We start from the raw sequence: 22,895 nt of genomic DNA on the forward strand, positions 1-22,895 counted from the left end.
ATCGAAGAAAATCGTTGCGTATGTTAAATAATTCCCTAAATATTTCATTTATAAGCCTATTTCTGTTGTACCTTTGTAGGTGAACTCCACAATTTTAGAAAGCAAATCAACAGATGAAGGCTATAAATAGGATTAAATCAGTATTAGCAGAAAAGCAAGTATCTGGTAAGTGGCTTGCAGAGAAGACAGGGCGTACAGAAAATACTGTATCTCGCTGGGTCTCTAATAAGGTGCAGCCTTCATTGGAAAGCCTCCTTGAGGTTGCCGATGCTTTGGATGTGGATGTGCGAGAACTCCTTAGACCTTCAAAGTAAATAGTCTGTGTTTATGCTTTGACTATGGTGCTAAACTTCTCATAATACAAACTTATAGGAAGCCTATGGACAACATGCTCAATATGTCAGAAGAAGATATTAAACTTAAATTCATAACCCCTCAGATAATGGCTAAGGGGTGGTCTTTTGATGATATATCAATGGAAGCGAAGGTCAAACTTACCGATGGTAAAATGAACCTTCAAGGTAATCTCGTAGTTCGGAGCAAGCCCAAGTATGCCGACTATATGCTTTACTACAACAAAGCAACACCAATAGCCGTAGTCGAGGCAAAAGATGCCAAGCATACGATTAGTTATGGCTTACAGCAAGCTAAGGCATATGCCGAGATGATGAAGATACCCTTTGCCTATAGTTCTAATGGACAAGGGTTTCAAGAGTATGACTTCCTAACAGGACAAGAGAGAAGCCTTTCAATGGACGAGTTCCCTACCAAAGAAGAATTATATCAACGGTTTATTCAAGAGAGCCACTCGGGGAAGGGACTTTCTGAGGATGAGCTTAAAGTTATTGAGCAACCTTATTGTACAGGGCAAGATATATTCCCTCCTCGCTACTATCAACGCAATGCAGTAAACTTGACTGTTAATGCTGTCGCACAAGGGGAAAAGCGACTTCTACTCGTAATGGCAACGGGTACAGGTAAAACCTATACGGCTTTTCAAATTGTGTATCGCTTGCTAAAAGCTGGGCTTGTAAAGAAGGTGCTTTATCTTGCCGACCGCAATGTTCTTGTGGACCAATCGATACAGCAAGATTTTAAGCCCTTGAATAAAACGATTCATAAGGTAAACTATCAGCAAGACCAAGGCTCTGGCATTACTGCTTATGAAGTTTATTTCGCCTTATACCAGCAACTCATAGGACAGGGTGGAAAGAAACAATACGAAGAACTCTTTAAGCCCGAGTTTTTCGATATGGTCATCGTGGACGAGTGTCATAGAGGTAGTGCCAAAGATGACAGTAACTGGAGAGAGATACTCGACTATTTTTCAGGAGCTGTGCAACTGGGTATGACTGCTACCCCAAAAGAGACGGCTTATCAGTCATCTATATCCTACTTTGGAGAACCGCTTTATACTTATAGTCTTAAAGAAGGCATTGAAGATGGCTTCTTAGCTCCGTTCAAGGTGGTAAATATCACTACGAACATAGGAGACGAATGGCGTCCTACTAAAGGACAGGTAGACATCAACGGCAATGAAATCCCCGATAGGATATATAACAACACCGACTACGACTACAACATCATTCTACAAGACCGTCATCGGGAAGTTGCCGAGCAGATCACCAAGTTTCTCAAGCACACAGACCGTATGGCTAAGACTATTGTGTTTTGTGCAGATGAACAACACGCTGAATATATGCGGACTGCTTTAGTGAATGCTAATGCTGATATGTGCAAGAAGAACCCTGACTATGTAGTACGTATCACAGGAAGCGATAACTACGGGCAGTCTAAGCTTGATTATTTCATCTCTGTGTCGTCTCCGTATCCAGTCATTGCCACTACAAGCAAGTTGCTATCTACAGGAGTTGATTGCAAGATGGTCAAACTTATTGTACTGGACCAACGTCTCAGTTCAATGACAGAGTTTAAGCAAATAGTAGGACGTGGTACTCGTATTAGAGAAAAAGACGGTAAGACGCATTTTACCATTATGGACTTCCGTAATGTTACACGCCTTTTTGCTGACCCAGATTGGGATGGACCAATAGAGGTGGACGATAACTATCCCCCCAAAGACACGCCTACTCCTCCTCAGCCTTGTGGCACTTGTGGACAGTCTCCGTGTGTTTGCCCCTGTGATATCTGCGGTCAGAACCCTTGTATATGCCCTCCTAAGCCTAAGGTCGAGAAATCGATAGTAAATAGGGACGGCTGTCAAGTCCGAGTATTACAAAGCATAGTTTCTGTCTACGACACAAACGGAAAGTTGCTCCGCACGGAAAGCATAACCGACTATACGAAAAGAAACATCAATGAGACCTATGCCAACTTAGATGATTTCATCCAACGATGGAATGAGGCAAAGAAGAAGGAGGAAATAACCAAGCTCTTAGAGGAAAGTGGTATTGACCTAAAAGCCTTAAAACAAGAGCAAGGGCTGAGTGACGTAGATGACTTTGATTTTATCTGTCATATCGCCTATGGGAAAAAGCCTCTGACACGGAGGGAGCGTGCAGAGCAGGTCAAGAAGCGTGATATTTTCAATAAGTACGGCAACGAAGCTCGCAAGGTATTGGAAGCACTTCTTGAGAAATATACTGTTGGTGGCATTAGACAATTAGAAGACCCAGTAATACTCCAGCTTGATCCGTTCCGCCAAATGGGGACACCCGCCCATATTGCGAAGCTCTTTGGTGGCAAGGCGCAGTATTACTCAGCGGTCAGAGAATTAGAAACCTTTATATACAGCATAGCATAAGATATGGCACTCAATAATTTTGTAAAAAGCATTCGCAACATTATGCGTAACGATGCAGGTATCAATGGTGATGCTCAGCGTATCGAACAGATTGCGTGGATGCTTTTCCTCAAGATATACGATGAGAAAGAGAATGACTGGGAATTTAACGAAGACAATTATCAGTCTTTTATCCCAGGGGAATGTCGTTGGCGTTCATGGGCTAAGGACGAAGGGGACGGCAATGCATTAACTGCTGATGCCTTGCTGGGCTTTGTCAATAATACCCTATTCCCTACGCTAAAGTCGCTGGAAGTTACACCAGAGACACCTGTACGAAGTCGTATCGTGCGTACCACCTTTGAGGATGCCAACCAATATATGAAAGATGGTGTTTTGCTTCGGCAAATCATCAATATCATAGACGACCTCAATCTCAGCGATTACAATGAAAGCCACGCATTTGGAGAAATTTACGAGACAATACTCAAAGAGATGCAGTCGGCAGGCTCTGCAGGAGAGTTTTATACACCTCGTGCTTTGACCGACTTTATGGCTGAAATAATAAATCCTCAGATTGGCGAAAAGATGGCAGACTTTGCCTGCGGTACAGGAGGATTTATTACCAGTTGGCTCAAAGCCCTTGACAAGAAAGTGCAGGAGACCAATACCGCAGATGCCCAAAAGGAATATGCCAACTCCATATACGGTATCGAGAAAAAGCAGTTTCCCTATATGCTCTGTGTGACAAACATGCTTCTGCACGGTATAGAGGCACCTCTTGTCTTACACGACAACTCACTGAACAAGGATGTACTTAACTATACTGAAGGAGATAAGTTTGATGTTGTGCTGATGAACCCACCTTACGGGGGCAGTGAGAAGAACGACATCAAGCAACACTTTCCCTCTGATCTCTCGTCCAGCGAAACAGCAGACTTGTTCATGGTACTAATTATGTATCGCCTCAAAAAGTCTGGCAGAGCTGCTGTAATCCTCCCTGATGGCTTCTTGTTTGGGGCAGATAATGCTAAGTTAGCCATTAAGGAGAAGCTCCTGAGAGAGTTTAATCTACACACGATAGTGCGCCTCCCAGGAAGCATCTTTGCTCCCTATACGAGCATTGCAACGAATATCCTCTTTTTTAACAATGAGCAAGCTGAAGGGGCGGAAGAAGGATTCTGTACCCAAAAGACTTGGTTTTATCGTTTAGATATGCCCGAGGGCTACAAACACTTCTCCAAAACCAAACCGATGCGTTCTGAACATTGTGAACCGCTCAGAACATGGTGGCACAATCGTACAGAAATAGTCAGCGAAGATGGAAAAGATGAAAAGGCTCGCGCCTTTTCTGCCCAAGACCTTTTGACCCTTAGTTGTAACTTCGACCAGTGTAAATTCCCCAAGGAAGAGGAAGAGATACTTGCTCCTGCCGAGCTGCTCGAAAGCTATTATAAGCGTCGTCTTGCCCTTGAGCATGAGATAGACAAAACATTAGCAGAGGTGCAGCGTATCTTAGGGATAGACATCAATACGACAGAACAATGAGCGAGCTAAGCAATACAGAACACAAAGGATTTGAAGCACTCGTTCATCGAGTTGTCTCTGTTATAGAAGAGGCTCGGGGGCGTGTACTCACTTCTATCAATCTGGCAGAGGTATATACAAAGTATCAGATAGGTCGGTATATTGTTGAAGAGGAGCAACAAGGAGCAGAGCGTGCTCAATATGGTAAACAGCTCTTACAATCGCTCTCCGAGCAACTTACTGAACGATTTGGGGCAGGTTGGTCGTATGCGAACCTTAAAAACATCCGGCAATTTTATAAAGTCTACTCAGAAAGGCTAACCACTGGTTATCCAATTGAAGGAGAAGAGGCATTTCGCCTTTCATGGTCACACTACCTCATCCTTATGAGAGTAGACGACCCTGCAGCTCGAAACTTCTATGAAATAGAATGTGTGCAACAACAATGGTCAAAGAGACAACTAAATAGACAGGTTGGTAGTAGCCTTTACGAGCGGTTAGCTCTAAGCCGAGACAAAAACGAAGTGATGCGACTCTCTACCGAGGGGCAAACAATAGAGAAACCGTCAGATATAATCAAAAACCCTATCACACTTGAGTTTCTTGGACTTAAGCCCGATGCTGTTTACACTGAGTCGAAACTGGAGCAAGCCATTATCAGTAAAATGCAATCCTTTTTACTGGAGATGGGTAAAGGCTTTTTGTTTGAAGCTCGCCAAAAGCGTTTCACATTCGATGAAAAGCATTTCTATGTAGACCTCGTATTTTATAACCGCCTGCTACAATGTTATGTGTTGGTAGACCTCAAGATAGGAGACCTTACACATCAAGACCTTGGGCAGATGCAGATGTATGTCAATTACTTCGACCGATACATCAAGCAAGACTTTGAGAAGCCTACGGTCGGCATACTGCTTTGTGAATATAAGAGCGATGCACTTGTAGAGCTTACCCTCCCTCAAGATGCAAACATTTACGCATCAGCTTATCAGCTCTACCTTCCAGACAAGAAGATGCTCCAAAGCAAAGTCAAAGAATGGGTAGCCGAATTTGAAGACAATCAATTATGACCGCAGACCAATTACGCAAATCCATACTTCAGCAAGCAATACAAGGAAAGCTTGTACCTCAAGACCCAAACGATGAGCCAGCATCTGTTCTTCTTGAACGTATTCGAGAAGAGAAAGCTCGCCTTGTCAAGGAAAAGAAGATAAAGAAGGAAAAGAACCCTTCTATCATCTTCCGAGGTGAGGACAATTCCCATTATGAGAAGTTCACCCTCACAGGCGAGATCAAGTGCATCGATGACGAGATACCTTTCGACCTGCCCAAGGGCTGGGAGTGGTGTAGAATAAAGGATATATGCCAGATGCAGGCTGGAAAAAACATTTCAGCTTCTGAAATCTTAGAAGAGAAGAATCTGGAATACCAGTATAGATGTATTGGAGGCAATGGATTGAGAGGATATGTAAAGCTTTACAATACGGAGGGGCATTTCTCTATAGTTGGGCGTCAAGGAGCCCTTTGTGGTTGCTTGAACATTGAAGAAGGTCGGTTTTATGCAACAGAACATGCTGTGATAGTTGATACTTGGGGAATCATAACTCCTCTTTTTATGTATTATATTTTAACGGCATTAAATCTGAATCAATACTCTACAGCAACGGCACAACCAGGGCTTTCTGTCGCTAAGATAATCGAAACACCCTTCCCTCTCCCTCCTCTATCCGAACAGCAGCGCATTGTGGCAAAGATTGAAGAGCTAATGCCACTCGTTGAGCATTACGGCAAGGCGCAAAGCGAACTTGAAGCACTCAATAGCAATATACGAGAGCAACTCAAGAAGTCCGTACTGCAATACGCCATAGAGGGGAAACTCGTGCCTCAATGCGAGGAAGATGGCACTGCCGAAGACCTCCTTCTGGAGATACAGGCAAAGAAGCAACGCCTCTATGCCGAGGGCAAGCTGAAAAAGAAAGACCTTGTCCACAGTACCATCTTCCGAGGTGAGGATAACAAGTACTTCGAGAAGAAAGGTGAGGAAATTATATGCATTGATGAAGAAATACCTTTTGATATACCAAACTCTTGGAAATGGGTAAGACTTGCTGATCTTTCCGTCTTTTTATCAAGAGGCAAGTCTCCTAAGTATTCAGACATTAAGCAAATCCCTGTTTTTGCTCAAAAATGCAACCTTAAATCTGGTGGCATATCACTTGATGAGGTTAAATTTTTAGATGCTTCGACATTACCTAAATGGAAAGATGAATACAAATTGAGGCATCAAGATATCCTTGTTAATTCTACGGGGACAGGAACTGTTGGTCGTGTTGGAGTCTTCTCTGAATCCCTATTAGGAGATTACCCTTTCATCGTTCCTGATTCACATATATCCGTTGTTCGACTTTCTTCAGCTTGTAATCCACTGTATATATTTGAAGTTCTCTCTTCGTATGCAGTCCAAAACTATATTGAGGACAATCTTGCAGGGAGCACAAATCAAAAAGAACTCTACATCGGGACACTTGGCAGAGTTCTGCTACCTCTTCCTCCTCTCGCTGAACAGAAAAAAATAGTTCATAAGATAGAGGAAGTAGCAAGTATTATGAGCAGATAGGGAAAAGTATTACCTGTATCGATGATGAAATCCCCTTTGAAATTCCTCTCTCATGGAGATGGGTGAGAGCCAAAGATATTGTAAAAATCAATCCGAAGAATGAATGCGCAGACGATACGATAGCCGCATTTATCCCTATGGAAAAGATAGAAGCTACATTTCTCTCACAGTTCTCATATACAAAGGCATACTGGTATGAGATTAAGTCTGCATTCACTCATTTTGCAGATGGAGACATTGCTTTTGCCAAGATTACTCCATGTTTTCAGAACAGAAAGTCTATGGTCTTGCAAAATCTTCCCAATGGCATCGGGGCAGGAACGACTGAGCTAAAGGTGCTCCGTCCTTATGGGGAAACGGTACAACCTTTTTTCTTGATGTATTTTCTCGAAACTCCATACTTTGTTGAGAATGCAAGCTTCAAAGGAACGGCAAATCAACAGCGTATCCTTGTTGGATACTTAGAAAATAAGTTGCTACCATTACCACCTTTGAGAGAGCAGAGGAAAATAAGCAACACAATAACAGATTTTCTGCGCTTACTTGAATGATAGAGGGCTATTATTCACCCTCTATCAACTCAAATATATTTTCAATTGCTTGTGTAATTCTCTGTTGTTCTCCTAAAGCTGGTATGGGGAGTAAAGCCAGCCCCAAACGTTCTTTCCCGATATTATAAAAAGCTTGCCCGGACTTATTGGAAATTGACCTCAAAAACTTAATGAGCAAAGGAGTGCTTAACAATGATTGTAGATATATGGACAGAACGTCCATATCCTTATATAGGCGGAGCGTGAATACAAAGCCTCCGACAGCCGTATCTTGAATATGAGAAGCGATTCGTACCATCTTGCCGATATTTTCTAAACTTGTAACTGCAGGTGTAACAATATCATTTTTTCTCAATAGGATGCTGTTAGGGATTTTATCCTTGGGAAGGAATATATCATCTGGTTTGTATAGCAACTTTCGAGGAAGTATGTTCCCACCTCGAAGAATTCGGACTCCAGATATTTCACCTATGGTTTCCTCCTTTCTAAATGTCGCTCCAGTAAAAATAAAGCAAATCTCCCTCAACCGACAGAAGCTCCAACTATTAGGTAAATCATAAGGGACTTCTTCCGTTATATCAAAGATTTCTTTCCCTATCTGCTCATAATACTTGTTATCCTCACCTCGGAAGATGGTGCTGTGGGCAAGGTCTTTCTTTTTCAGCTTACCCTCGGCATAGAGGCGTTGCTTCTCTGCCTGTATCTCCAAAAGGAGGTCTTCGGCAGTACCATCTTCCTCGCATTGTGGCACGAGTTTGCCCTCGATAGCGTATTGCAGTACGGATTTCTTGAGCTGTTCTCGGATATTGTTGTTGAGTGCATCGAGTTTGCTCTGTGCCTTGCCGTACTGCTCTACGAGTGGCATTAGCTCTTCAATCTTTGCCACAATGCGCCTTTGTTCTAATCTTGGAGGTATAGGAAGTAGCATACGACCAAGATTTTGCCCATTACAATTCGGCTGAGCTGTAGCTGTAGTACCATCTTTCAAGTGCTCCCAATATAATGAACATCCCATAAAAGACTTCAAGTATACGGGTGAAAGCTCTTTACTATATCTGGTTCGAATCAAATAGCCTGCGTAAATAGCCTGTTCAAGTACTCTCTGTACAAGAAAAGATTTACCAACAGTACCTCCAGTACGCGCGAAAAGAATATCATTAGGCTCAAGCTTGTACCCCTCTATGTCTTTTTCATCAATTTCGCAGTAAGGCACATTCTCCCATGCTATTTTCTCATTTTGAATATCACTAATTCGAACCATTTTAATTCGTCCATTAGGAGATGCTGGAGCATTAAATCCATACTGAATCGAATATGCGATATTTCCCCATCGCTCCCACTCCCAGCCTTTGGGCAGGTCAAAGGGGATCTCATCGTCGATACACTTGACCTCGCCTGTGAGGGTGAACTTCTCATAATGGGAATTAGGCAAAGCCCCCTACCATAATATATAACAGAGAATATTCTCTGAAATCAAAGATTATAATTATGGTAGAATCATTCAAAACCGCTCTCAGAGAGAGCAACATGGCGGAGAATACCATTTCAGCATATCTCTATGCTGTTAATGACTATTTCTCCAAGTACAGAACACTAAACAAGCGAAATTTGCTCTTATACAAGGCGAATGTTATAGAGCAATTCAAACCCAAAACTGTGAACCTTCGCACCCAAGCTCTAAATAAGTTCTTGGAGCATGTTGGCAAGCCCAAGTTTCGCCTAAAATCAGTAAAGGTTCAGCAACGCACCTACTTAGAAAATGTAATTAGCCAAGCTGATTATCTCTTTCTCAAGAGGAAACTCAAACAAGAAGAGAACCTGATGTGGTACTTCGTAGTACGCTTCCTCACGGCTACTGGAGCACGTGTGAGTGAACTCATTCAGATCAAAGTTGAACATGTTCGCATCGGATACTTTGATATCTACTCCAAAGGGGGAAAAGTTAGACGTTTATTTATACCGAAGCGTCTAAGGGAAGATGCTGAAAGATGGTTTGAAACGACTGGGCAAACCACAGGCTATATCTTCCGCAATCGCTTTGGAGAGCGTATTACGACTCGGGGCATAGCCCAGCAGCTCAAGAATTATGCTGAGCGTTATGGACTAAATACGAATGTCGTTTACCCACACTCCTTCCGTCATAGGTACGCCAAGAATTTCTTGGAGGCATTCAATGACATTGCTCTGTTGGCAGACCTAATGGGGCATGAAAGCATCGAGACCACTCGGATTTACTTGCGACGCACCGCCAGCGAACAGCAGGCGATTGTGGATAAGGTTATTACTTGGTAGTCTGTTTAGCTCGATTCTCAAAATCCATTGTCAGCTGTATCGTTTGTACTTGTAATTTGATGATAGCTGCGGAGCAAATTTCGAGCTGGTGTATCATTCTTTGAGCTGTGGCGACCGTGTGATATTTATTGAGTGTCTTGACGGCTTCGTTGTAACTCACACCGATGATTCTCAATTTAGTGATGATGTTGCGCAGCTCTCTTAGATACGGCTCTGCGGACTCGTCTTGTGTGATGACCTTAAAGGATTCATTTAATAGCCGAGCTCTGACGTAGTGGCTCTTGGTTTTCGCCCCTGACTTTCGGTATAGTTCGATGAGCTTCTGTTGGTCTTCGGGCTTGGGTATTTTGATGTGCCATCTGTCCCATCGTGGGCAGGTGGCACATCTGCCGTCTGGCTTGTCTGTCTTCTTTCTTTTCATTGGTTTCATTGTTTCTTAATCACGACTTTGGAGTGATTGATACCCCTTTCGGGGCAAGGGTCTTTGTCGGACAAATTGCCATTTGTCCGACAAAGACACACCTTGCTATGCACAAAAGAGGGGTAGGTTCAATCGCTGATGGCTCAGCATTCAGTTGGTCATATAGTTCTTGAGTTCATAGCTTGTTCTATAATTTCAAGATTGAGTTTAGAGGTTATTTCAGAGGTCATTATACGACTTCAAAGCTAAGTTTAGAGGTTACTTTGGTGGTTGGTCTAAATAGACTAACTGACCAACTGACCTAAGTCTATGCTGACTTGAGTCGGTCTCAACCTACTTTCTGACTCTTAGAATGGGGTTATAATGCCTTTCGAGCATCGCTTGGATGTCGCTCTGTTTGTATAGTATCTTACCTCCTATCTTGTAATAGGCTAATGTGCCGTTGCTACGGTACTCTTGGAGCGTTCGTGTGCTGAGCTTGAGTAGCTCGCAGACCTCCTCGCCAGTGAGGAAAACCTCACCGCCTAACATCGGGCGAGCCGAGGCACAATAACGCTCCAGCTTGGCTAATACGCCCTCCATCATCTGCGTAAATAGCTTCATTTGAGGGTTTTCACTTGTGATGATTTCATTCTCTGCCATAGTGCATTCATTCAGTTTGTGCCTTCAGTGCTTCCGTGATATCGCTCTCTTTGTAGTAGCACTTGTGTCCGACCATAGAGAAGGGGATTTTGCCCGTATCTCTGAGTGTCTGCAAGGTTCGCTTGCTGATGCTCAGCCTACGGCAGACGGCTTCATTGTCGAGCCACGATTCTGTTTCGGGGGGATTGCCGATGAGCTGCTCCGTGCGGTGGATGAAGTCGGTAAAGGAGGAGCGGAGCAGTTCCCACGCTTTGCCCTCTACGATGATAATTTTCATTGCTTCGGTTGGTTTTAATTTGCGTTTTTATATGGTGGCAAGTCGGGGCAGATGCTCTCGCTTGCCTTTTCTTTTGGAGGCAAAATTAGGGCTAAGAGTGCAACGCTCAAGGGATTGGTGAGGGACAAGGAAAACGAGGGAAAAGGCAGGCAAAGGAGCAGTCTAAGAAAGGGCTTACTTGCGGTAATGAGATGAGGAGTCGGCTCGTTCCTACTTGTCGAGAATGAGGTAATTGAGCCTATTAAGGCTCGCCTTATAAAAGAGCAAACAGATTATGCTCTGCTTTAAGCCTTGCTTGCGTCCAAAGAGCCTGAGTATGTCGTATTCGTTCGGGCTTTTCTCCACAAAGGGCGGTCTTGCCAAGCAAGGTGGGAGGGAAGGAATACGACCGCCAGAATACAAGAAGTCCTGCGGTGGAGATTCTTCCCTCCCTCTGCAGGACTTGACCTTGATGGGCAAACAGACCGCCCTTGTACCTTTGCCCGAAATGAAGACGACCTTAGGCGGTGGACGGCTCGGCTTCGCTGGCTGTGGCTCGCTTGCGTGGTGGGCAAACTCGCAGAGCCTTGCGAAGCGTTTGTGTCTGCTCGCTACCCATCAGTGGTAACATCTCCTTGGCTATTTTCTGCTTGCTGACCTTGGCATATAGCTCTGTGGTACTGATAAAGCGATGCCCTAACATCTTACTCACCGTTTCAATCGGCAAGCCGTTCTCCAAACAGATGATTGTGGCAAAGGTATGCCGTGCTGTGTGCGAACTCGCCTCTGTATGGGGCGAGCATCCAGCCTTGATGAGTAGCTCACGGATTTTGCGATTGAAGTGGCTGTTTACAGGGAACTCTCGGAAGTATAGCCCTTCTGAGCGTCCTTGCCCCACAAAGGCAAGAATCTCCTCGGCAATGGGTAGCAGTGGCACGATACAACAATTCTGTGTCTTGGTGCGGTAGAGCGAGATATATCTGCGTCCATCACTGAGGGTATAGATGTCCTCCATCCGCAATTTCTTGAGGTCAGAGAAAGCCAAGCCAGTGAAACAGCCCAAGAGGAATATCAGTCTGATATGATTATCCACAGAGCGATGCGGACGATAAGCCAACAGTTTTTGCAGTTCATCACCGCTGATCGAGTTGCGTTCGTAAGCAGGGGTATCTATGTCGATGAGGTCAAAAGGGTCTTCTCTCACGACGCCCTCCATCAAAGCTCTGCGAATAACTTGGTGCAGGTGTCTGAGGCGGTTGGCAACAGAGCTTACCTTATTGCCTAAGTCTCGGAGCATATAGAGCCGATAATCCTCAATCAACCCTTTGGTCACCTCGGGGGGCATACATCCGCTTTGCCCCCTCGAATCCAAAAAGCGAGCAAAGCTCTTGTAACTATCCCGAAAGGCTCTTATGGTGGCTTTACTGAGAGATTTATCCTCATAAGCCCTCTTTGCCTCGCAGACCGTTTGATATAGCTCTAAGATGGACAGCTGAGGCTTTTCCTTGCGAAGAAATTGCTCCTTGAGATACTCGGCTGTGATGTATTGCTCTTCTCGGAGAATGCGTTCATAGAGTGCATTCAGTCCTTGCTCTACGGCATTCAGTGCGTTGTTGATGCCTTGAGCCGTGGGGGAGCTTGCTTTTACTCTTGCTCTCTGAGCGTTCCAATCTTCGGGAGCTGTTTGTTGCTTGGTAGAGAACGAAGCAGTCTTGCCATTACAGGAAATGCGACAACGGATAAGACATAGCCCCTGCTCATTCGCCTTGCTACGGTCGATAAAGAATAAAACTGAGAATGTACTTTTCATTGTCTTGCTTTTAGTTGATTAAACGATAGTGAGCAATCTCGGGTAGGATACGCTCTACATCCCGAAACACACGTTCGGGCGAGGTCTCGGCATAGACTTGCGTAGTCTTGATTTGACTATGCCCCAGCATCTTCGACACGCTCTCGATAGATACCCCTTCGGAGAGGGTCATCTGAGAGGCAAAGGTGTGGCGAGCCATATGGAAAATATCATCCATTTGAGGATTTGGAAGAACATAGAGAATAAATCGGTAACATATTGTGAATTAGGCGTTTTTCTATATTTTGCAGCTACAGTGGAAAAGTAATTCGGCACGGAATACTGAATCCTTTCGGTTACCAAACCGTTATCCGTTGGTTTCCCTAGTGTGGTGAGGTAACGGAAAAAGGAAAGGTTTTTCTGACATGGGTTCTATCTCGCTGTTCCACAACGTTTTGCTTATCAAAGAACGCTTTAACAACGGGTAATTTTGCCCATAAAATTAAAGCGTATGAAAATAGAAAAATTCAAGGTGTTGCTCTACCTCAAAAAGAGCAGACCCGACAAGTCGGGCAAAGCGCCCATTATGGGACGTATCACCGTCAATCGTTCGATGGTGCAATTCAGTTGCAAAATCTCCTGCACATCCGACCTGTGGAATCCTCGTGAAAGCCGTCTGAAAGGTAAGAGCCATGAAGCCGTGGAGACCAATGCGAAGCTGGACAAGCTGATGCTCTCCATCCATACGGCATTCGACACGCTTGTGGAAAGAAAAGCAGACTTCGATGCGGAAGCCGTCAAGAACCTGCTTCAAGGAAGCCTTGAAACGCAGATGACCCTGTTGGGAATGACGGACATCGTCTGTGAAGATTTGAGGAAACGCATCGGGATAGACCGTGCAAAGGGAACTTACCCTGCCTATATCTATACCCGGAGAATCTTGGCGGAGTTCATCGACAAGACGTTTCGCACCAAAGACATCGCTTTCGGTCAGATAACGGAACAGTTCATTCATGACTATCAGAGCTTCATCTTGGACGAGAAAGGGCTTGCCATAGATACCTGCCGGCACTATTTGGCTATCGTCAAGAAAATATGCCGTAAAGCCTACAAGGACGGTTATGCCGACAGATGTTTTTTCGCTCATTTCAGTCTCCCCAAACAAAAGGAGAAGACACCAAAAGCCCTAAGCCGGGAATCCTTCGAGAAAATCCGTGACTTGGTAATCCCCGAACATCGCGCCTCCCACATTTTAGCAAGAGATCTCTTTCTCTTTGCCTGCTATACGGGAACAGCCTACGCCGATGCAGTTTCCGTTACGCGTGACAATCTGTTCACGGATGACAATGGCGAGCTGTGGCTTAAATACTGCCGCAAGAAAAACGAGCTTCGTGCCTGTGTCAAGCTGCTGCCCGAAGCCCTTGACCTGATAGAGAAATACAGGGATGACGACCGTCAGACTCTCTTCCCGATGTTGCACTATCCCAATATGCGCCGCCTCATGAAATGTCTGGCTATCCTTGCCGACATCAAGGAAGACCTGACCTACCATGCCGGCAGGCACTCGTTTGCATCGCTGATTACCTTGGAAGCCGGCGTTCCTATCGAGACCATCTGCAAGATGCTGGGGCATTCCAACCTGCAAACTACTCAGGTCTATGCGAAGGTTACGCCCAAGAAGCTTTTCGAGGATATGGACAAATACATCGAAGCGACAAAGGATTTGAAACTTGTATTATAACACCCCATAGATAATAAATGAATTTATGCGTAGCACATTTTCTTTACTACTCTATATCAATCGCAACAAGGTACGTGTGGATGGTACAACTTCCGTACTTTGCCGAATCTCCATCGACGGGAAAAGCACGACGATAACCACGGGTATTACTTGCAATCCCAAACAATGGAATGCAAAAAAAGCAGAGACTGCGGACGTGCGGACGAACAACCGCCTGAAAGAGTTTCGAAAGTATGCGGAGCGGCTCTATGATGAAATGCTCAAAGAGCAGGGTGTGGTCAGTGCCGAACTATTGAAAAACAGGATAGCAGGTCAGGCGGTCATTCCTACCCATCTGCTCCAAATGGGAGAAAGGGAACGGGAACGCCTTGCCGTCCGTTCCAAGGAAATCGACTCCACTTCGACCTACAGGAGTTCTCGGTATTACCAGAGCTATATCCGTGAGTTCTTGGACTCGAAAGGCAAGGCGGACATTGCCTTTTCGGACATCACCGAGGAATTCGGACGGGAATATAAGGTCTACCTGAAGCGGTACAAGAACTTCGGGGCATCGCAGAGCAACCATTGCCTTTGTTGGCTGAACAGACTGATATATCTTGCCGTAGACCATGGGATTATCCGTGCCAATCCTTTGGAAGAGTTGGAGTATGTGAAGAAACCGCCCTCCAAGCGGATGCATATCAGCAGGACTGAACTGAAACAACTGCTGGAACTGAAACTGCCCGCCAATGACCCTTTGAAGGAATTGGCTCGCAGGGCTTTTATCTTCTCCTGCTTTACGGGACTTGCCTATGTCGATACCCGGCTGCTTTATCCGCACCATATCGGGCGGACTGCCGACAACAGGAGATACATTCGCATCAATCGCAAGAAGACGAAAGTAGAGTCCTTCATTCCCCTGCATCCGATAGCGGAGCAGATACTTGATTTGTACAATACGACCGATGACACACAGCCGGTATTTCCGTTGCCGAGCAGGGACTCTATGTGGTTCGAAATACACGAGCTCGGTGTCATCATCGGGCGGAAGGAGAACCTCTCCTACCATCAAGCCCGGCACAGCTTCGGATCGTTTTTGATTTCCGAGGGAATTTGTACGGAGAGCATTGCCAAGATGATGGGACATGCCTCCATCACCAGCACGCAGACCTATGCGAAGATTTCCGAGAGGAAGATTGCAGAGGATATGGACAGGTCAATCGAAAGAAGAAAAAACAATGAATATTGAATTACTATGAAAAGAGAAAGGGAGAGGATGAAAAGCACCTAAGCTTTCCGACAATTACACCTAAGCTTTTGTTCAAAAGCTTAGGTGCTTCGGAGAGTAAATTAAAGACAATTCATTTGAACAAGAAAAAGCAGGCAGTAAAGAGTATTTTTCTTACTGCCTGTTCTTGTTATGAGCTTACTGCACCGACAGCAACTTGCAATACATTCCGCCTTTTGCTTCGAGTTCGGCGTGCGTACCCTTCTCCATAAGTTGTCCCTTGTCCATCACGATAATCTGGTGGGCATTGCGGATAGTTTGCAGGTGGTGGGCAATGACCAAGACTGTGCGGTTTCGGATAAGGGCGGACATCGCCTGCTGTATCTTGTACTCATTGACGGGATCGACATTGCTCGTTATCTCGTCCAACAGGAGGATGGGAGCGTCTTTGAGGAAGGCGCGAGCGATGGAGAGGCGTTGCTTCTGTCCGCCCGAAAGTCCCAAACCGTTCTCCCCAATTTTCGTTTCGTAACCATCAGGCAGACTGACAATGAAGTCGTGTATCATCGCCCGACGTGCGGCTTCCTCGATTTTCCCCTGTGTGGCATTGCGGTTGCCAACCTTGATATTGTTGGCAATGGTGTCGGAAAAGAGAATGACATTCTGCATCACCACACTGATTTTGCCGAGCAGATAATCGTAGTCTATTTCCCGTATGTCCACTCCACCGATACGGATACAGCCTGCCTGCGGTTCCCAAAAGCGGAGCAACAGATTGGTAATGGTGGTTTTCCCCGACCCTGACGAGCCGACAAGAGCCGTTACCGTCCGTTCGGGTACGTTGAACGTGAGGTCTTTCATCTCGAACCCCTCTTTTTCATAGTGGAAACCGACACCATCAAACGAGAGGTCGAAGCGTTCCGCCGTTTTCGGTTGGTCGGGATCGACGATCACGGGAGCATCCAACAGACGGGAAATGCGTTCGTAGCTGTCCTTTACCTTGATGTAGTTCAGCCAATGACTCTCCATATTGACAAAAGGTTTGTAGAACTCCTTCGAGACGATGACGAACATCAGGTAAGCGAAAAGGGAAAGTTCTCCACGCCAAGTCCACCAAAGACCAAGCGTTGCCATCAGAGCGAAAGCCAGTTCAATGAGAAAGGCATACCTGCCTACGCTTGCAGCTGCCTGCCGTGAGGTCTTCTTGCTGCTCTCTCCGAACTCGCTGACAGAACGGTCGAGCCTGTTACGGAACATTCCTTTTCCTCCGAAGACTTTCAGCACAGGTATGCCCTTGACGTATTCAACGAAGAGACTGACCATATCCGCCAGACCGTCCTGCGCCTCCTGCTGCGCTTTCGTTCCCGAACGGATGCCCCGATACAAGGAGAAGAGGGCAATAGGAAGGATGGCAATCATCGCCAACCCCATGTGCCAGTCCACCCAGAACAGCCCGATGCCGAGTATCAGCGCCACGATGAAATCAGCGGACATCCGTGTCCAAAGGTGCCCCACCACCATTTCCATATTGTCCACGTCTTTGTGAATGACAGTACTTATCTCGCCCAGCCGTTCATTGGTGTAGAAGCCAAGCGAGAACATTTTCAGTTTCAAGATGATCTTCTCACGGATGCGCTCCACGAGATCGAAGCCGGCAAAGTGCTTGCTCATATCGGCTACGGCATTGGATATGGTTTTCAAAATCAGCAGACCAACGAGTATCCACGCTGCCGAAATGAGCGAAACGCTTTCGCCCGATATATGGCGGTCGATAAGGAACAGGACAGTAAGCATTATTGCCGTTCCGCAAAGGGCATAAACCACGAAAAACAGTGCGGAGATTATCAGATGCCGCACTCCGCGAACGGTCAATTCATTCAATATATTGCGTATCATTGTTTATACCTCCTCCTCTTTCAGTTGCCATTTGCTTACTCGTTCCTGTGTTTCCGTCATATTGCGATATAGTGGGCAGTTGTCCATCAATTCTCCGTGCGTTCCCGTCGCCACGATCTGTCCCTTGTCCATCACGACAATACGTTTCATCTCCTGAATAGTGTTGAGACGGTGGGCGATGGTGATGACGGTCTTGTTACGCTGCAATTCATCCAAAGCCTCTTGAATAAGTTTTTCATTTTCTCCGTCCAAAGCAGCGGTGGCTTCGTCGAGAATGACAATCGGCGAGTCTTTGAGCAACATCCGGGCAATAGAAATACGCTGTTTTTCTCCGCCGGAGAATTTTACGCCCGCTTCGCCTGCCAAGGTATCGTAACCATTGGGGAGTTCCACGATAAAGTCGTGTATGCGCGCCCTTCGCGCCACCGTTTCCACCTCCTCTTGCGTGGCGGAGGGCTTGCCGATACGGATATTGTCCCGAATGCTCGTGTTGAAAAGGAATACCTCCTGTTGCACCATCGAGAAGAAATCGGCAATGTTTCGTTCGGAGAGTTCCGCAAGGTTCTCTCCGCCCAGACGGACGGTTCCTGACTGCGGTTGCCAGAAACCCATCATCAGACTTGCCAATGTGCTTTTGCCTGACCCCGATTCTCCCACAATAGCCGTATGGCTGCCCTTGGGGAATTGCAGACAGACATCACACAAAGCACTGTCCTGCTTGTTCGGATAGGCAAATGTCACGTGCTCGAAACTGACATCGGTCTGCATGGTATCCGTATCCCTGTCTGCCGTATCCTTTGCAGGTACTTCGGTAATAGACTGCACCTTTGCCAGCGATTGCCCATAGACGATTCGAAAATGTTGGAACGTAGCCAGTTTGGCAAAGGAAGACGAGAACAGTCCTCCCAATATCAAGGCAAGAATGAAACGTGCCACGGTCAGTTCGCCCGAACTCATCAGCCATAGGCCGACAAGAGTCATTACCACGATACCGCCCTCCAAGAACATCGTGATGAGCGTCATCGGTACGGTAACGCTGAACATACTCCGCTTCACCCAGCGGATATAATCGCGCATATTGCCAAGTACTCGTTCCGTGCGTGTTTCCTCGTGGCTGAATGCCTTGATAACCGGTATTGTAGCCACATATTCCAGGAGGTCTTCCGACATCTTCTGCGTACTTTCCATAAAGTGTTGGAAGCTCTTGCCCCAAAGCGTTTTGACTGCCATCTGCAAAAGAAACGCCAACGGTAGCAGCGATACGAGTGCCAGCCCCAGCCGCCAATCCAATACCATAACAATTCCCCATAGCAAGGTGGGGAAAAGCGTTGCCGATAGGATTTCGGGCAGTCCGTGTGCCAGATAAATCTCGATTTGCTCCACGTCGTGGTTGATGATATTCACCAAATCGCCCACCTTACGCTCCTGAAAGAAACCGAGTGGCAACCGTTGCAAGTGGTTTACGATGCGCAACCTCAACCGTGTGAGGGCATTGTAAGCCGAGCGGTGCGCCCGCCAAATCGAAGTTCCGTAAAACACACTGCGAAGCAGGGCAAGCAGCACCATCGCCACTCCAGCAATCCAAATCATAGCAGAAGTGAGCGTACCATCCATCAGCCTGTCTACCGCCCATACCACAAGCAGCAGAGGCAGTGTGCCGAAAACAAGATGCAGTATGACCACCGCATTGGAGAGCAGGCTACGACTCTCCCGTTCCTCATCGAGAGGCTTGATTTTTTGTTTATCCATATATGTATCGTTTTGATTTTCTAAGGTGCAAAAGTACGGAGACGCACAGGGGCAAAATAACCCGAATGAGCATTACACTACCCGAAAACGATAACCTGACACATATAAAACTCAATAGGGGTATAGGTCTGGATAGTAGGGATATTTCTTTATTCGATAGTCGGGTAATTTTGCACGAGTTTTCATAAACAGATAAGATATGTCAATCGACTCAATAGTTGATTTATACAAAAGAGTGCTCATCGTCAGCTCCCTATTGCTGTGGGCCTATCCGATGTTTGCACAACTGCATTCCATCGAAATAAAAGTTATTGATGCAGAGAATGGAAACAGTATAGAATTTGCCACGGTGCAATGGAAAGGTCTGAACGAACCTTCGTACAAGAACGGTACAACCACCAACAGAAAAGGGGTGGCGAAACTAAATATACCGAGACCTCTACAATACCAAGACGGGCGAATGCTCCCAAACACCCATCATCACTGCCGTGGGAGTACCTTCAAGTTTAGTCGCGTTTGAGTAACCAAATACGATATACGGAAGAACTCATAAGAAACTCATCAAAAGCACCTAAGCTTTCATCTGATTACACCTAAGCTTTTACTCAAAAGCTTAGGAGCTTTTTACAATAAATCAAGTACATTTGCGTTATCGAACAAGAAGCCTTTGTCGAAAGTCAATACCTCCGACTTCGGCAGGGGGAAGTAAAAGGAGGAAAAACTATTGAACTATGGCTAACAAACCATTACAGTTCGTTCTTGTAGAACGCAAATTGAACGTCGGCGCAAATGCCGGTAAAGTCGTGCAAATCGCCCAACCAACGGGTAGACATCGAGTGAGTTTCCGCAATTTTTGTGAGCGTGTGGCGAAATCGACCACATTCAACCGTCAGGAAGTGGAAGCCGTATTGAACTACGCCACCGAGATTGCCAGAGACATCGTAGCAAATGGCGACATCGTAGAGTTTGGAGATTTGGGTACGCTCAAACCTTCATTCAAGAGTAAATCCGTTCCTAAAGGCGAGGTTTTTAATGTGCAGAAGCATATCGAAAAACCGGTTGTACGTCTCAGCCCATCGAAGAAATACTTTACACTTACCGATGTGAGCTACGAACAAACGACGGCCAAACCCAAGAAAGGCACGAAGCCCTCTGTACCAAAACCTAATGAGGACGAGGACTCAGGTCTGGGAATTTAATCAATCCTGCGGAGCGATTGCCTCTATCGGCAGTCGCTCCGCATTAAATAACATCATTACAATATGAAGAAAATAATTGCACTTTACAGACGTGGCAATACTGGCAAGACACACACACTTAACCATCTAATAACTCTATTAGATAAGAGCAAAGAAGTATATAGTGTTGATTTTGCCAAAGACAGAAGAGTTTCCATCTCTTATGGTAATACGAAAATTGCTGTAACAACTTGGGGAGATAATCGCTCTGAGATTGAGAAAAATATCAATTTCTCAGAAGAAAAGGGATGCGACATTCTTGTTACAGCAACAAGAACTCGGGGAGGTTCATCAAGGACATTAAATGATTATGCCCAAAAGAATGGTATAGAAATAATCTGGATAGAGAAAAATCTTTCGGTATCATTGGTGGATTTGATAAATCAGACTCAAGCAAAAGATATTCAAGCAGTCATTGATTCTATAATCAATAATAACCATTAATGAAAATTCTTGCTAAGCAGGTAGAAGAATTAATAGACTTCATTGTTCTTCTACCTGCTGTCTAAATACAAATTTTCAGAGTATAGAAGAGTATAGAAAAACAAATGACCATAGAATTTTGTGCAATCAGTAATCCTGAAGATTGGATGGAGATGGTTGCCGAACAATTCGGCACATCGGTAACGGATAACGCTTTTACCGTTCCGCCCTCAGTGGGCAGTGGCTTTTTCAAGCAATACTACCCATTGTCATGGCTCACATTGACCTACATCAGTTTCATGTCATACGAACCGATGACAATGGTGCGTCGCTCGGTGGAAAACTCGAAATGGATTCCTGTGATGTTCTATATCAACGAGCATAAGCACGAGCAGATTATCGGCACAAGCACGAAAACGGTCGGGGTGGACACGCTTGACGGTATCTTTATGCCTTCGAGCAATATCCCTACAGAATGGACTTTCGCTCCCAAACGACAGTATGAAAATATCACATTGACTTTCAACAAGGATTGGATAGAGCAAATGGATACGGCTTGCGAAACCTATATTGCTCGGTTGCTCCAGTCGGACAAGTCTTTTTATCTCTTCGAGACTATCACACCTGCGATGCAACAAGTATTGGATGGCATCAAGGCGATAGCCAAAAGCGATGCGCCTTTCTCTCCCCTCCATCTGCACGGAAAGGCAATAGAACTGCTGACGATATTCCTTGAAAAACTCGAAAAGCGTTCGGAGGTAAAATCTCTTTCCAACTTGAATTTGAACGATGTGGAGGCTGTCTTCCGTGTCCGTCGTCAGATTTTACAAAGTTTGAACAACGTACCGAGCATTCCCGAACTGGCACGTGAAGCAGCAATGAGCAGTTCCAAACTACAAAAATGCTTCAAACAGGTTATCGGCAAGGCGATTGCCGATTATGCCCTATCCGAAAAGATGGAATGGGCAAAACGTTTGCTTTCCACTCGTCTTTACTCTGTATCCGAAGTAGGCTATAAAATCGGATATGCCAATCTCAGCCACTTCACAGAGGCTTTCCGCAAATATCACAGAATAAAACCCAAGCAATATCTCGACTCTTTGTAGAATTGAGAAAGTACACGGCTTTATCTGTGTTGCCATTTCTCTTGAAATTCACGAGTCAGTTGCACGATTTCACCTCCGATTATTGCTAATTCAAGTGTCAGTTTCTCCAACTTTGCGAGCATAGCAAAGGCTTTCTTTTCCGTGAAATTGCTCTTCATTGCGACTACAGTCTGGTTGTAATTCACCCCGACACTGCGAAATTGCCCGTACAAAGTCGTCAGTTTCTGGTAGTAATCAAGCAACGAACGGTCGACTTTTATCACTCGAAAGGTCTCATTAAATACCCTTGCTTTGATAAACAGGGACAGACTTCGTACACCACTTTCCTCTTTCATCGTGAGGAAATGAGCGTATTCCGTCGGCGTGAAATTGACCGAAACACGCTTTTCAGTCTTCTCTTTAGAGCGTGCGCTGCTAATTTTCTTCATTTTCATTTCTTACTTTGGATTTTAGTGTTTCACGGCATACCCGGCATTCGAAACATGAAATTTTCTCTTCCAAGAAAAAACGACTTCGGAGTTTTTCAGCTCTCTGCAAGAGCAAGGGTTTTATGCAGCAAAAACGGATTCGTGCTGCATAAAACATACCTTGCTATTTGCTCCGACGCAAATAAATCCGTCCGTGAAGGACGGAAAACGATTCACTCAAAAAAGAACGCTTTATGCCTCGAAGGCTTCGGTTTACCGCTTGGGGGCAA

General features: G+C 45.4%; 20 protein-coding genes and 2 pseudogenes. 13 read left to right on the forward strand and 9 right to left on the reverse strand.

Annotated elements, in window-relative coordinates; all coding sequences use genetic code 11:
• The first annotated feature begins 113 nt into the window (after positions 1 to 113).
• From DQN70_RS02385 to DQN70_RS02410, 6 genes are all read left to right on the forward strand, one after another.
• Positions 114 to 314 (forward strand): helix-turn-helix domain-containing protein, encoded by a 201-nt coding sequence (locus tag DQN70_RS02385; RefSeq protein WP_023936858.1) that lies wholly within the window; start codon positions 114 to 116, stop codon positions 312 to 314.
• Between the two features lie 65 nt (positions 315 to 379).
• A complete protein-coding gene (hsdR, locus tag DQN70_RS02390; RefSeq protein ID WP_023940036.1) occupies positions 380 to 2,764 on the forward strand; it encodes an EcoAI/FtnUII family type I restriction enzme subunit R in 2,385 nt (794 codons plus the stop codon).
• A gap of 3 nt (positions 2,765 to 2,767) precedes the next feature.
• Complete coding sequence (locus DQN70_RS02395; protein WP_023936855.1) at positions 2,768 to 4,291, forward strand: class I SAM-dependent DNA methyltransferase; 1,524 nt, start codon at positions 2,768 to 2,770, stop codon at positions 4,289 to 4,291.
• A complete protein-coding gene (locus DQN70_RS02400) occupies positions 4,288 to 5,340 on the forward strand; it encodes a PDDEXK nuclease domain-containing protein (RefSeq protein WP_023936853.1) in 1,053 nt (350 codons plus the stop codon). The genes DQN70_RS02395 and DQN70_RS02400 overlap by 4 nt, the downstream gene beginning before the upstream one ends.
• Positions 5,337 to 6,887 carry a restriction endonuclease subunit S gene (locus DQN70_RS02405; protein ID WP_023940035.1) on the forward strand — a complete coding sequence of 517 codons (1,551 nt, stop codon included), beginning with the start codon at positions 5,337 to 5,339 and terminating at the stop codon, positions 6,885 to 6,887. The genes DQN70_RS02400 and DQN70_RS02405 overlap by 4 nt, the downstream gene beginning before the upstream one ends.
• Positions 6,888 to 7,024: 137 nt before the next feature.
• Positions 7,025 to 7,438, forward strand: coding sequence for a restriction endonuclease subunit S (locus DQN70_RS02410; protein WP_369491558.1), 414 nt, complete (start codon positions 7,025 to 7,027; stop codon positions 7,436 to 7,438).
• Positions 7,439 to 7,448: 10 nt separating this feature from the next.
• Here the strand turns inward: DQN70_RS02410 and DQN70_RS02415 are convergent, their stop codons facing one another.
• Complete coding sequence (locus DQN70_RS02415; protein ID WP_023940033.1) at positions 7,449 to 8,870, reverse strand: restriction endonuclease subunit S; 1,422 nt, start codon at positions 8,868 to 8,870, stop codon at positions 7,449 to 7,451.
• Between the two features lie 56 nt (positions 8,871 to 8,926).
• On the opposite strand from DQN70_RS02415, the gene DQN70_RS02420 reads away from it, so the two are divergent.
• Positions 8,927 to 9,730: a tyrosine-type recombinase/integrase gene (locus tag DQN70_RS02420; protein WP_023940031.1), complete on the forward strand. Its 804-nt coding sequence runs from the start codon at positions 8,927 to 8,929 to the stop codon at positions 9,728 to 9,730.
• On the opposite strand, the gene DQN70_RS02425 is transcribed toward DQN70_RS02420, so the two are convergent.
• From DQN70_RS02425 to DQN70_RS02445, 5 genes and pseudogenes are all read right to left on the reverse strand, one after another.
• Positions 9,720 to 10,151, reverse strand: a complete 432-nt coding sequence (locus tag DQN70_RS02425; protein ID WP_023936846.1) for a plasmid mobilization protein — start codon at positions 10,149 to 10,151, stop codon at positions 9,720 to 9,722. The two genes, DQN70_RS02420 and DQN70_RS02425, sit on opposite strands and share 11 nt — an antisense overlap.
• Before the next feature lie 333 nt (positions 10,152 to 10,484).
• Positions 10,485 to 10,793 (reverse strand): helix-turn-helix domain-containing protein, encoded by a 309-nt coding sequence (locus DQN70_RS02430; RefSeq protein WP_023936844.1) that lies wholly within the window; start codon positions 10,791 to 10,793, stop codon positions 10,485 to 10,487.
• A gap of 7 nt (positions 10,794 to 10,800) precedes the next feature.
• Positions 10,801 to 11,070, reverse strand: coding sequence for a helix-turn-helix domain-containing protein (locus DQN70_RS02435; protein WP_023940028.1), 270 nt, complete (start codon positions 11,068 to 11,070; stop codon positions 10,801 to 10,803).
• A gap of 499 nt (positions 11,071 to 11,569) precedes the next feature.
• Positions 11,570 to 12,859 (reverse strand): site-specific integrase, encoded by a 1,290-nt coding sequence (locus DQN70_RS02440; RefSeq protein ID WP_023940024.1) that lies wholly within the window; start codon positions 12,857 to 12,859, stop codon positions 11,570 to 11,572.
• A gap of 10 nt (positions 12,860 to 12,869) precedes the next feature.
• A pseudogene (locus tag DQN70_RS02445) lies at positions 12,870 to 13,064 on the reverse strand (tyrosine-type recombinase/integrase); the annotation flags it as partial.
• Positions 13,065 to 13,349: 285 nt separating this feature from the next.
• Here DQN70_RS02445 and DQN70_RS02450 point away from each other — a divergent pair.
• Positions 13,350 to 14,579, forward strand: coding sequence for a site-specific integrase (locus DQN70_RS02450; protein ID WP_042225806.1), 1,230 nt, complete (start codon positions 13,350 to 13,352; stop codon positions 14,577 to 14,579).
• Positions 14,580 to 14,604: 25 nt separating this feature from the next.
• Complete coding sequence (locus tag DQN70_RS02455; RefSeq protein WP_023940016.1) at positions 14,605 to 15,807, forward strand: site-specific integrase; 1,203 nt, start codon at positions 14,605 to 14,607, stop codon at positions 15,805 to 15,807.
• A 177-nt stretch (positions 15,808 to 15,984) separates the two neighbouring features.
• Here DQN70_RS02455 and DQN70_RS02460 read toward each other — a convergent pair whose 3' ends face one another.
• Positions 15,985 to 17,682 carry an ABC transporter ATP-binding protein gene (locus tag DQN70_RS02460; RefSeq protein WP_042225804.1) on the reverse strand — a complete coding sequence of 566 codons (1,698 nt, stop codon included), beginning with the start codon at positions 17,680 to 17,682 and terminating at the stop codon, positions 15,985 to 15,987.
• 3 nt (positions 17,683 to 17,685) lie between these two features.
• Positions 17,686 to 19,431: an ABC transporter ATP-binding protein gene (locus DQN70_RS02465; protein WP_023940012.1), complete on the reverse strand. Its 1,746-nt coding sequence runs from the start codon at positions 19,429 to 19,431 to the stop codon at positions 17,686 to 17,688.
• Positions 19,432 to 19,630: 199 nt separating this feature from the next.
• On the opposite strand from DQN70_RS02465, the pseudogene DQN70_RS02470 reads away from it, so the two are divergent.
• From DQN70_RS02470 to DQN70_RS02485, 4 genes and pseudogenes are all read left to right on the forward strand, one after another.
• A pseudogene (locus DQN70_RS02470) lies at positions 19,631 to 19,858 on the forward strand (hypothetical protein); the annotation flags it as partial.
• A 304-nt stretch (positions 19,859 to 20,162) separates the two neighbouring features.
• Positions 20,163 to 20,630 (forward strand): HU family DNA-binding protein, encoded by a 468-nt coding sequence (locus DQN70_RS02475; RefSeq protein ID WP_021645814.1) that lies wholly within the window; start codon positions 20,163 to 20,165, stop codon positions 20,628 to 20,630.
• A 63-nt stretch (positions 20,631 to 20,693) separates the two neighbouring features.
• Positions 20,694 to 21,113, forward strand: coding sequence for a hypothetical protein (locus tag DQN70_RS02480; RefSeq protein ID WP_023940008.1), 420 nt, complete (start codon positions 20,694 to 20,696; stop codon positions 21,111 to 21,113).
• 104 nt (positions 21,114 to 21,217) lie between these two features.
• On the forward strand, positions 21,218 to 22,198 hold the full coding sequence (locus DQN70_RS02485) for a helix-turn-helix domain-containing protein (protein ID WP_023940006.1): 981 nt from the start codon (positions 21,218 to 21,220) through the stop codon (positions 22,196 to 22,198).
• Between the two features lie 20 nt (positions 22,199 to 22,218).
• On the opposite strand, the gene mobA is transcribed toward DQN70_RS02485, so the two are convergent.
• Positions 22,219 to 22,632: a conjugal transfer protein MobA gene (gene mobA / locus DQN70_RS02490; protein WP_042225798.1), complete on the reverse strand. Its 414-nt coding sequence runs from the start codon at positions 22,630 to 22,632 to the stop codon at positions 22,219 to 22,221.
• Positions 22,633 to 22,895 lie beyond the last annotated feature (263 nt).

This window comes from Porphyromonas crevioricanis (assembly GCF_900476255.1).
Lineage (GTDB): Bacteria > Bacteroidota > Bacteroidia > Bacteroidales > Porphyromonadaceae > Porphyromonas > Porphyromonas crevioricanis.